Source organism: Pseudomonas sp. CM25, from assembly GCF_013179705.1.
Taxonomy (GTDB): domain Bacteria; phylum Pseudomonadota; class Gammaproteobacteria; order Pseudomonadales; family Pseudomonadaceae; genus Aquipseudomonas.
On the sequence record NZ_JABMCW010000190.1, the window covers coordinates 1 to 10,683 of the forward strand.

The 10,683-nt window shown below is 65.7% G+C and carries 8 protein-coding genes; 1 reads left to right on the top strand and 7 read right to left on the bottom strand.

The window, feature by feature from the left end:
• Nucleotides 1–94: 94 nt before the first annotated feature.
• From bcsB to HP546_RS18800, 7 genes are read right to left on the bottom strand one after another with little or no spacing between them, the layout of a single operon-like run.
• Nucleotides 95–2,377, bottom strand: coding sequence for a cellulose biosynthesis cyclic di-GMP-binding regulatory protein BcsB (gene bcsB / locus HP546_RS18770; protein WP_172228239.1), 2,283 nt, complete (start codon nucleotides 2,375–2,377; stop codon nucleotides 95–97).
• Nucleotides 2,374–4,983, bottom strand: coding sequence for a UDP-forming cellulose synthase catalytic subunit (gene bcsA, locus HP546_RS18775; protein ID WP_172228241.1), 2,610 nt, complete (start codon nucleotides 4,981–4,983; stop codon nucleotides 2,374–2,376). Before bcsA ends, bcsB begins: the two co-directional genes overlap by 4 nt.
• Nucleotides 4,980–5,684, bottom strand: a complete 705-nt coding sequence (gene bcsQ, locus HP546_RS18780; RefSeq protein ID WP_172228243.1) for a cellulose biosynthesis protein BcsQ — start codon at nucleotides 5,682–5,684, stop codon at nucleotides 4,980–4,982. The genes bcsA and bcsQ overlap by 4 nt, the downstream gene beginning before the upstream one ends.
• Nucleotides 5,681–5,899, bottom strand: coding sequence for a cellulose biosynthesis protein BcsR (gene bcsR / locus HP546_RS18785; RefSeq protein ID WP_172228245.1), 219 nt, complete (start codon nucleotides 5,897–5,899; stop codon nucleotides 5,681–5,683). Before bcsR ends, bcsQ begins: the two co-directional genes overlap by 4 nt.
• Nucleotides 5,896–7,515 carry a cellulose biosynthesis protein BcsG gene (gene bcsG, locus HP546_RS18790; protein WP_172228247.1) on the bottom strand — a complete coding sequence of 540 codons (1,620 nt, stop codon included), beginning with the start codon at nucleotides 7,513–7,515 and terminating at the stop codon, nucleotides 5,896–5,898. Before bcsG ends, bcsR begins: the two co-directional genes overlap by 4 nt.
• Entirely contained in the window at nucleotides 7,508–7,693 is a 186-nt protein-coding gene (gene bcsF / locus HP546_RS18795; protein WP_172228249.1) for a cellulose biosynthesis protein BcsF, read from the bottom strand. Before bcsF ends, bcsG begins: the two co-directional genes overlap by 8 nt.
• Entirely contained in the window at nucleotides 7,690–9,177 is a 1,488-nt protein-coding gene (locus HP546_RS18800) for a BcsE family c-di-GMP-binding protein (RefSeq protein WP_172228251.1), read from the bottom strand. The genes bcsF and HP546_RS18800 overlap by 4 nt, the downstream gene beginning before the upstream one ends.
• A gap of 399 nt (nucleotides 9,178–9,576) precedes the next feature.
• On the opposite strand from HP546_RS18800, the gene HP546_RS18805 reads away from it, so the two are divergent.
• On the top strand, nucleotides 9,577–10,683 hold a 1,107-nt coding region (locus HP546_RS18805; protein WP_172228253.1), incomplete at its 3' end, for an ABC transporter ATP-binding protein.

Here is a 10,683-nt window from a genome sequence, read left to right on the forward strand (position 1 = left end):
AAGTGCTCCCAGGCAGGCCACGAGCAGGCCGCCCCGGCATTGGCGAAAACAGGCAGGCCCAGGGCGACCAGCCCTGTCAGCAATGGTCGCATCATCAGGCCGCCTCACCCAACCGACGTCGGCCAGCCCAACGCAGTGCCCGCCACAGCAGGAAGGCGAACAGCACCACACTCACGGCAGCGATCGCCGCCAGCAGCACCGGGTGCTCGGACAAGTGGAACCACAACAACAGCCACCAGGGCAAGGCGCCGACAAAATAGTGCTCGCCAACGAACTGGCTGGTCACGCCGCTGCTGCGCACCAGGCTCACCGAACCGGCCACGGCGTCGAGCTTGCCGACGTCGCCAAGCACATCACGCAACAACGCATAGTCGCTGTCGCTGCTGGCCAGCAGTGCAACCACGCTGCGCTGTGGGTGGAATGGCGACTGCAAGCCGGTGATGGCGGCGATCGGCGCCTGCGCACTCACCGCCACGCGGCTGCTGGCAGGAACGCCTGCGGTATCGAAACGCTGGCTGCCAGGCAACCCGGTGCTGCGGCCTTGCAGCAGCCAGTCACGCTGGGCGCTGAGCAGCAGGCCGAGGTTGGGCGCGTCACTCAGGGCCTGCGGCAGGTGGCCGATCAGCAGCAAGTCGGCATCGGTCGCTGCCGCCTGTTGCCAGTCATCTGCAAGCTTCAGGCCCAGTGCCGGGTAACCGATCTGCCCGGCCAGGCCGGCCACTGTGTCGAGCAAGGTGCCCACCTGCATTGGCGTGGGCTTGGCCGGCACCATGACCAGGGTTTCGGAAAGGTCGGCCATGCGGCTGAACGGGAAGCCGCTGCGGGCGAATGCGCGCAGGTCGGGCATGGCGATGTAGTGGTGGTAACCGGACAGGTCGATGGTCGAGTTTTCATCGATCGCCGCACGCACGTCCACCGGCAGCGAGGTCTGGCAACGATCGCGCTGGGCGCTGCCCAGGGTGCTGGCGAAGCTGAAGTCGAAGCGCAGGCGGTTGCGGTCGCCGATCTTCAACGCCGGGACCAGCGACTTTTCGGTCAGTGCCGTGTTGTCACCCGACAGCACTGCCAGGCGCATTTCCTCCAGCGTGCCACCGCGCCGGTCATTGCCCACCAGCGGCATGCTGGTGATGTACTGGTCGTTGACGCTGATGCTCAGGCGCGATTCGTCGGTCACTGCCGGTGCCGTGTAGCGATACAAGGTACGCAGTGGAATGCCCTGGTTACGCCAGACGAAAAGGTCTGGCGGCAAGTTCAGTTGCAGCGTCACCGGGTGCGGCTGCAGGCCGCTGACCTGCAACTGCCCAGGGTAGTCGAGCAGCTCGGCGAAACGTACCGGCCGGTCGGTGCGCGTCCAGTTCGGTGCGTCGTAGGGCTGGCGCGGTTGCAGCGAGGCCATCTGCTCCACTTGCACTCGGGCACCGCGGAACAGGTTGTTGCCCACCGCCAGCGCCGAGGCTGCCTCGACCAGGTCTTCGTCGTTGCGGCCCAGCACCAGCAGCACTTTGCTGAAGCGGTCGTCGGGGTGGTCGATCAGCTGCAACACCGGGCCGTCGACCGGAGGGAACTGCTGCAGGTCGGCAAGGAAGCCCGGGCGCCGGTCATTGCTGGCAAACACGATACTGGGCGTGGGTTGCTCGCCACGGGCCGGCAGGCGGTTGTACAGCACCGGGAAAGTTGCCTTGCGCCAACCGGCCTGGCTGCCGAAATAGGACACCAGGATCGCTGCGGCGCGCTGCTGCTCCAGGCTCGGCGAGCCACTGAACACCACTGGAAGCACAACCTTGCCGGTGTCGCGCGGGTCGAAGAACGGCAGCGGGAAATACGCCAGGTCGTTGTCCAGCGCCAGTGCCTGTTCATGCAGCTGCACCTGGCTCTTGCGGTTCAGGTTCAGCCACAGGCCGCTGTGCGCCGGGTCTTCGCAAATGTCGGTGTAATGCCCGACGAACTCCAGGCGCACCTGGTTGAAGTCGCTGAGCAGCTTGGGGTCCAGCGGCAGCTGGCGGCGTACGCGCTGGCCGAGCTGGTCTTTTTCCACCGGCACCACCCCCATCAGCTCGTCATTCAGGTAGACGCGCAGGTGCGACAGGTTCGGCAACAGGGCTGGTGAGGGTGTGTAGTCCAGCTGCAAGGTGGCATCGGTGGCCAGGCGGTCGCGACGCACGCCAAACTCGATCTGCTCGCTGTTGCGCACCCCCAACAGCAGGCTGTCGGACGCATGCCCGAGCTGCTCGAAGGTTTTCGCAACCGGCCAGTTCGGTACCGTGGGTACACCTGGCTCGGCAAGCGGCGCTGCGCTGGCAGCAACAGCGGGCTGGGACAAGGCGGCGCACAGCGCCAGCGCCAGGCCCCAGGTACGCGAGGGATAACGAGTCATCATGCGTCTCGGTCAACAAGGTTCATGGAAAGGACAGGCGCGGGTGTACGTGGCCTGTAGCTGGCCAGCCAGTGCCCCAGGCTGCGCAGCGGGCGTAGCCATGCACGCGCCCAGGGCGGCATGTGTTCGATCAGGCGCAGGTAGCCGACCCCGCCCAGCTTGAGCACATCGATCAGGCTGCGCAGCGGTCGGTCGACCTCATGCTGCGCGCCCCAGCCAAGCCAGGCATCGGCCCGGGCAAAGGTGCAGTGCACCAGGTCGATGCGCTGTTGCGGGCTGAGGTCGTGGAACACCAGGCCCGCGTGCTGCCCGACGGTACGGGTGACACAGGCCTGGAAGGCAAACTCGCGCTGGCCGCGGTTAAGCAGCAGCCGCACCCGCTCCCCGGGTTTCAGCACCAGGCCCGGGTGCAACTGCAGGCCCACGCCGCCATCGGAATAGTCGACCAGGGTGCAGGGGAAGGCATGCCCAGTGCCCAATACCAGCGCCGCCGGCAGCTGCATCTGTACCCGGTGAGCGCGGCGCACCTGGCGCACTTCGGCGGCCACGGCGACTGCGGCGCCGATGATCAGCAGGTTGTAGACCACCCACAGCGAGCTGACGATCACCGTGCCGATTTCTGCCGACGGGCCAGTGAACAGGCGCCACACGGCAAAACCCAGGCCGGCCACGTTGAGCACCGCGAGCCACAGGTAAGGCTGGGCGATACGCCAGTCGAACTGTTCCTGCTCCATCAGGCCGCCCTTGGCAGTAACGTTGAACGTGCCCTTCTTCGGCGCGAACAGCGCCACCGTGGTGGGGCGTGCGATGTACCAGGCCAGCACGGTCTCGTACACCTCGCCCCAGAAAGTCTGCCGGTATTTACCCTGCATGCGCGAGTTGGTCAGGCTGGCGTGGATCATGTGCGGCAGCACGTACAGCAGGATCATCAGCGCCGGTGCGTAGATGATGTAGGCATGCAGCAACAGGAACGCCAGCGGCGCCGTGAGGAACACCAGCCGCGGCAGGCCGGCCAGGAAGTGCAGCATCGCGTTGGCATAGCACACCCGCTGGAACAGGCTCAGCCCACGCCCGAACAGCGGGTTGTCGGTGCGGAATATCTGCACCATGCCGCGGGCCCAGCGAATACGCTGGCCAATGTGCGCCGACAGGCTCTCGGTAGCCAGGCCGGCCGCCTGCGGCAGGCTCAGGTAGGCCGACGACCACCCCTGACGGTGCATGCGCAAAGCGGTATGGGCATCTTCGGTGACAGTCTCGACGGCGAAGCCGCCGATGCTCTCCAGCGCGGTACGCCGGAGCACCGCACACGAACCGCAGAAAAACGCCGCGTTCCACATGTCGTTGCCGTCCTGGATCAGCCCGTAGAACAGCTCCCCTTCGTTGGGGCGACGGCGGAACGAGCCCAGGTTGCGCTCGAACGGGTCGGGCGAGAAGAAGTGGTGTGGCGTCTGCACCAGCGCCAGCTTCGGGTCCTTGAGAAACCAGCCCACCGTCATCTGCAGGAAGGAACGCACCGGCACATGGTCACAGTCGAAGATGGCAATCAGCTCGCTGTCCGTCACGCCCAGCGCGTGGTTGAGGTTGCCGGCCTTGGCGTGCCTGCTGTCTGGCCGCACGATATAGCCCACCCCGACCTCGTCGGCGAACGCGCGAAAGGCTTCGCGGCGGCCATCGTCAAGAATGTAGATGCGCAGGCATTCACGTGGCCAGTCCAGGCCCAGGGCCGCCAGCACCGTGGTGCGTACCACCGACAAGTCTTCGTTGTAGGTGGGGATCATCAGGTCCACCGTCGGCCAATGCTGCGGGTTGGCCGGCAGGCTCGCCGGCTTGCGCTGCAACGGCCAGCTGGTCTGGATGTAGCCCAGGATCAGCACGAACCATGAGTAGGTCTCGGCCGCCAGCAGGATCACCCCGCACACCAGGTCGGTGCTGTCGTTCCAGTTCAGGGTCGCGGTGTAGCGCCACCACAGATAGCGGCAGGAGATGATGGTCGACAGCACGATCAGCATCAATGTCGGGAAGCGGCCCGGCATGTGCCGCACCAGCATGGCGATGCCCAGCAACAGGCAGATGAACACCAGTTGCGCCAGGTAGCCGAAGGGCTCGGTCACGCACAGCAAGGCCAGGCTGACGGCGCACAATGTCAGCACGCCGTAGAACGCCCGGCGGGCGAGCACGCTGAGGTTGCGCAGGCGTACCGAGGCGCCGTGCCTGAAGGCACTGGCACGGTAACGTGCGGGGACTTGCTGCAGGCTGGCAATCAGCAGGCTCCGGCAGTGGTTTGCCGCTTGCCGCATGCGCCACAGTTGCGCCCGCAAGGCGCCCAGAGCGCGGCGTGCGGCGCCAGGCTGGCGTGGCTGCGGCTGACGCCGCAGCAGCAGCCACAGGCTTTGAATCAGCAGCCGCAGCGGGTCGCCCAGGCTCGGGCGCTTGCCCGCCAGCTGCGGGTACAGTCGCTTGCGCTCAGCCAGCAGCGCCTGCCAGGCGGGCGATTCCAGACGCAGGAACAGATACGCCAGCCACACCCCAAGGGTGAACAGCCAGGCGACCGCTCGGCGCGCGCCGCGCGCATTGAACCAGGCGTAGGCCGACAATGGCGTCAATGTCACGACTGGCGCCTCGTCAGGCAACGCACCGCCAGGCTCTGCACATCCCGGCAGGCCAGGCTCTGCGGCGCGTAATGGCCCAGCGGGGCCTTGCACGCCAAGGCTTCGAGAAACGCCTCGTCGCGGTGCACCACCTGTAGCGGGAGGCGATCACGGAACAGGTCGCGCCAAACCATCAGCAAGTCGCTTTGCAAGCGGCTGGCGGGGTCGTAGCGGTTGACCAGCAACAGGTCATAGTGCTCGACCGGTCGCCGCCCAAGCAGCAGGTGGCTGGCCATTTCAGCTTCGGCGACCAGCACACGCACATCGGTTTTGACCCCGCTAGCGCCATCGCCCGGCAACTGCGGCAGGTCGAACAGCACCCAGTCGAAATGCCCGGCCAGCTCTGCCTGGCGCACGCGCCATGCATCCGCGTCCAGCACAGGCGGCGGCGCGCCAGCAGACAGATTGCCGAACGGCAACAGGCACAGGCCGTCGAGCACCTGGTACACGGCGTCGCCGAACGGCCGCCCTTGCCGCTCGGCCAGCGCCCAGCCTTCACACGTGTCGAGGGGCAGGTTGAAGTGCAGACCCAGCAGGTTGCTGGGGCACAGGTCGACCAGCAGCACCCGCTCCCCCACGCCATGCAGCGCATAGCCCAATGCGGCCAGCAACGCGCTGCGGCCCAGGCCGCCGCGTACACCGTGCAATGCCAGGCTGGTCATGACGACACCGCCTCACGCGGCGGCGCCGCTGCGTACAGTGTGCCCTGGGCGCCGGCGCGGCAGCTTTCACCGAGTAACGGCCAGCGCTGCAGGGCCTGCTGAACACCCACCAACAGGGAGATATCCTGGTAGTTCAGGTCGGGCATGCCCAGGTGCTGGCGCAGCTGGGCGATGTCGTCGCTACGCTCGGAGGGGTCTGCTGTGCCAGTGATCATGGGCGCTCCTTGGGAATGGGCTGCCAGTCGGCCTGGCCTTGCAGGCGCATGTAGGCGCGCCCCTGGTAGTTCACCACCTGTGCGCCGGAGGTTTCGGCGACCTGCTCGGTGGCCGGCAGGTCGCTCAGCAGGCTGGGCACATCCAGCGCCTGCTGCTGCCCCAGGCCCGCATACACCCGCGAGATCAGTTCGGACAACGCCAGGTAGCTGGTGGGCGCCGTCACCCGCAGCGGCTCGCTGCGGGCAGGCTGCCCCATGCCGATGAACTTCAGCCCCACCGGTACATGGGTAATCGATGGTGTGGGGATCTCGCGCATGCCCGACAGCTGCATGCGGTCCCCGTGCAGCGCAGCGCCGTGCTCCGGCACAATCGCCACCACCACCCGCCGGCCACTGCGCTCCAGTTCATCGAGGAAGCTGCCCAGCTCGCCGAACAGCCGATTGGCCCGGGTGGCGTAATCGGCCACGCGGGTGCCGCCGTCGGCGGTAACGATGCGGTTGCCGTCGTGCAGGCTGATGCTGTTGTAGAACAGCGACACATGCTCGGCCGAAGCCCCCTTGCGCTGCCCCCACCAACGGCGCAGCACGTCCAGGTCGCTGGCGATGGGCGAGCCGTCGAAGCCGACCAGTGCCCGCGGGAAGTCGGTGTTGCGCAGGCCCGGTTGTGGCATGTTCTGCTGGCTGATGTCGCCGATGAAGTTGTCGAAACGGCCGCTGTGGTTGAGCAAGGTATTGCTCTGGAAACCAAGCTTGGCCAGGTTCTCGAACAGCAGGCACTGCTCGGCTGCGGGCTGGTACAGGCCGGCATGGGACGACTGGCCACAGCTGGCACGCAGCACGCGGATCGCGGCGGGCCCGCTGTAGGACGTGGCCGAATTGAACTGGTCGAATACCACGTCCAGGCGCGAGAACAACGGGTTGTCCCGCAGCCCGACCGCTGACAGGTCATCCCAGGCCAGCGAGCAGATATTGATCACCAGCAAGTCGAAGGGCTGTTCATCGGCCTTGATCGCCGGGAACGTCGTCACCCGCTCCCGCTCACTGGCGAAGAAGCGCTCAAGCCAGTTGTCGAGGCTGGCATTGTCGGCCACTGCCCCGCCCTGTACCTGGCCGGCGGCGCTGGCAACCTCGGCGCCTGGCGCCGGGCCCGCGCTGAACCCCAGCGACGGCAAGCCGCCGACAGCCAGCCACGCCAGCCCTAGCAGGCTCAAGGTACTCAGGCGCAGCCAGTGACGCAGGTACAGGTAACCCACCAGCAACAACGCCAGTGCGCCCATCAGGTTCCAGTTGACGAAGCGGCCGATCAGCTCCAGCAAGTACTCCCAGGAGAAATCGAGCACCCCCGGCTGCGCCAGCAGGCGGCTGAACGGCGGCAACCAAGTGTCCTGATAGAACAACGCAATACCGATGGGCATGGCCGCCAATTGCCGGGCAACACGCAGCCACTTGCCCGCCAGGGGGATCAGCAGAAACGCGGCAAACAGCAGGTTGGGCAATGCCTGGAAGTCGAGCATGCCGAGGCTGACCAGCAGGAACTTGGCCAGGAAATAGAAGTTCCACCCTCCCAGTCCAGGCCATCGGGCCAGCACCGGGAGGGAGGCTGAAGTATTAGTCATTGCGGGGTTCCTGGCGTGCGGCGCGGTGGCGCACGCCCAGCGGTTTCAGGTAACGGGGGGACAGGCGACGGCGCAGCCAGCGGCGCACTGCCCGCTGCAGGCGCAGCACCAGCAGGGCCAGGGCCAACGTGACCAATGCGCTGATGCCCGACACCTGCAACAGTTGTGCAAAGTTCACGCTGCACCCCACTTGCCCAGGCCGACCCGACGTGGCAGCAGGGCTGGCCGTGCCTGTGCAGGCAGCTGCGCCGCATCGTCGCGCGGTGGCCGTGGCAAGCGCTCATCGAGAAACGCCGGGGTGGCCAGGCTGTCGATGCCGGCCAGCACCTCCTGGCTGATGAACAGCTCTTTGCACGACAACTGGAAGATGTGGTCAAGCGCCTGTTCGACGCCTTCGGAGCGGCAGGCAAACAGGAACAGGAACAGCACTTCACCGACCACGCAGGCGATATCGCCATCACGGCGGAATACGGCGCGCGAGCAGGCCTGCAGCGGGCTCAGGCCCGGGGCCGGGCGCAGCACCAGCAGCTGGTGGACGATCTCGCCGTTTCGCACGCCGTGCCACATGCTCTGCACGGCTTCGGCAAATGCGCGTGGCGCGACCAGCCCGCAAATGGCCAACGGCCGCAAGCGTGCCAGCAAGGCGTCAAAGTCGCCGGGCAAGCGCCGGCGCCAGACGTAGCCCTGGATGCTCTCGACCATGGTCAGGAAGCGCGAAAGGCTGGCACCAAACGGCACGATCTGGCTGGCGCCGCAGCCCAGCAGCAGCTGTTCGTCCTGATAGCGCAGGGTGGGCGCCATTTCGCGCACCACCAGCTTCAGGGCATTGCCGCGCAGCTGGCGTAACCGGTGCAACTGCCGCGCCAGGCTGTCCAGCCGTTGACCGGCGTCCATGGCGAAGATCACCGTGGCGGAAACCGCCCGGCTGGCCTTGGCACCAAGGTCGTCAGGGCTTTCACACACCACCCAGTGTTCGGAGAAGGCCGGTGCACCTTCCAGTACCGCGCGCTGGGCGAGGTACTGCAATTCGTCGCCACCGGTATCCGCGGCTGCCTGCGGCGCCTGGGCAGCGGCAAAGCCTGCCTGAAGGCGCGCCAGCTCCACGTCGCGGGTACCCGCTTTGCCCAGCAGGTTGCTCCAGAAATGCTGCAAGTAGCGCACGCCGCCTTTGCCGCGATACAGCTGTGCCAGGCCGTCGACAGCCTGGTTGAATGCGCGCAGGTGCGCCACCAGACTGGCGCCCTGCCCACTGCTGATGACCAGCAACAGCGCACCTTCGGCCAGCAACGCCGGGCGCAGGGCATTGCACCAGCGCTCGACGTCGTCGCCTGCCCAGGTGCCAGCCGGCGCCATCAGCACCAGCACGCGCTCGCCCGCATCCAGGCGGGGCAGGTCCTGTGCCAGGTTGCAGATGGCCTGCGGGGTAGATTCATACAGCGCCAGCTCGGCCGGGCCACTGGCTGAGTCGAGCACCGCCAGCACGTCGCCCAAGGTTTGCGCATCGGCAATCAAGGCGCCGCGTGCACTATCGGGCATGCCTTCGATTACCTGGCGGCAGAGCAAAATGGCGTCTTCGGCGGCATCGCAAGCTAACCAATACAGTCCTTGTTGATGAAGCTGGCTGCTTTCGGCGCCTAAGCCGGGGATAGCCAACAACGGCATTCCATTCGTCAAAACACTGGCTCTGCAAAAAAATAAATCGGATTTCTGGGGAATGTGACACAAACACCGTTGTCGCCTTAATGACTCACGTCAATAAAACGGCAAAAGGAGGTTGTTACCAGGGAAGCCGTCAATTCTACAGCACCAGCGACTGTTTATGACAAAGTAAATGTAAGCAATTGCAAAGGTATGTAAGGGCGGGCCTCTCTTCGCCCTACGACAGCGCCGCACCCGCAAACCAGAGGAGGGTCAAGCCAGCCAGAATGCCTGCCTGCAACCCATCATTCCACGCCTGATCACGGCACCCTGAAACCAGCTGGCCAGCCCCGTCTGCAGGCGAATACTGCGATGTGCTGTATGGTTACCTGCTAAGCGAATGCAGATTTCCCGGAGACAAGCATGCTTCGTATCTTTGAACAACGGCTCGACCCCTTCCCCCCTGACGAGGCGCCACCGCCACCGGTTGGCCTGATGCGCTTCCTGTGGGCCTGCACCCGGGGCGCCCGTGGCTACATCCTGGCGCTTGCCTTGCTCAGTGCCGGCGTGTCGATCTACGAAGCCTGGCTGTTTGCCTTTCTCGGCCAGGTGGTCGACCTGCTGTCGGCCTGGCAGGCGGGTGGCGCAGCAAGCGCCCAGGAAAGCAGCGCACTGTGGGGCATTGGCATCGTGCTGCTGGTCAGCATCGGCCTGGTGGCGTTGCGCACCATGGTTCAGCACCAGGTCCTCGCGATCAACCTGCCGCTGCGCCTGCGTTGGGACTTTCACCGGCTGATGTTGCGCCAGAGCCTGTCGTTCTTCTCCGACGAATTTTCTGGCCGGGTCACCACCAAGGTGATGCAGACGGCGCTGGCGGTGCGCGAAGTGCTGTTCACCGTCATCGAAATCCTGCCCGGTATTGGCGTGTATTTCATTGCCATCATTGCCCTGGCCGGTGGCTTCGCCCTGAAGCTGATGTTGCCGTTCATTGCCTGGCTCCTGCTGTTCGGGCTGGCCATGCTGTATTTCGTGCCACGCCTGGGCAAGGTCGGCCAGGAACAAGCCAATGCCAGATCGTCGATGACCGGGCGGGTGTCCGACGCCTATACCAACATCACCACGGTAAAGCTGTTCTCCCATTCCAAGCGCGAAGCGCACTTTGCCCGCGCTGCCATGGAAGACTTCAAGCAGACCGGTTTTCGCCAGATGCGCCTGGTCAGCCAGTTCGAGATCGTCAACCAGGCGCTGGTGGTGGGTTTGATCTTTGGCGCGGGCGGTTATGCCCTGTGGCTGTGGCACCAGGGCCAGGTCGGCACCGGAGCCGTGGCGGCGATTACGGCCATGGCCTTGCGCATCAACGGCATGTCGCACTGGATCATGTGGCAGATGACCTCGCTGTTCGAAAACATCGGTACCGTGCAGGACGGCATGGCCACCCTCACCCGCGGGCCCAAGGTGCAGGATGCGCCAGGTGCCGGTGAGCTGGTGACACGCGGTGGCGCGGTGACTTTCGACAAGGTCGGCTTCAAC

Coding starts and splice junctions, on each gene's coding strand:
- bcsG (WP_172228247.1), bottom strand. CDS start 7,515: ATGACTAATACTTCAGCCTCCCTCCCGGTGCTGGCCCGATGGCCTGGA.
- HP546_RS18800 (WP_172228251.1), bottom strand. CDS start 9,177: ATGCCGTTGTTGGCTATCCCCGGCTTAGGCGCCGAAAGCAGCCAGCTT.
- bcsB (WP_172228239.1), bottom strand. CDS start 2,377: ATGATGACTCGTTATCCCTCGCGTACCTGGGGCCTGGCGCTGGCGCTG.
- bcsQ (WP_172228243.1), bottom strand. CDS start 5,684: ATGACCAGCCTGGCATTGCACGGTGTACGCGGCGGCCTGGGCCGCAGC.
- bcsR (WP_172228245.1), bottom strand. CDS start 5,899: ATGATCACTGGCACAGCAGACCCCTCCGAGCGTAGCGACGACATCGCC.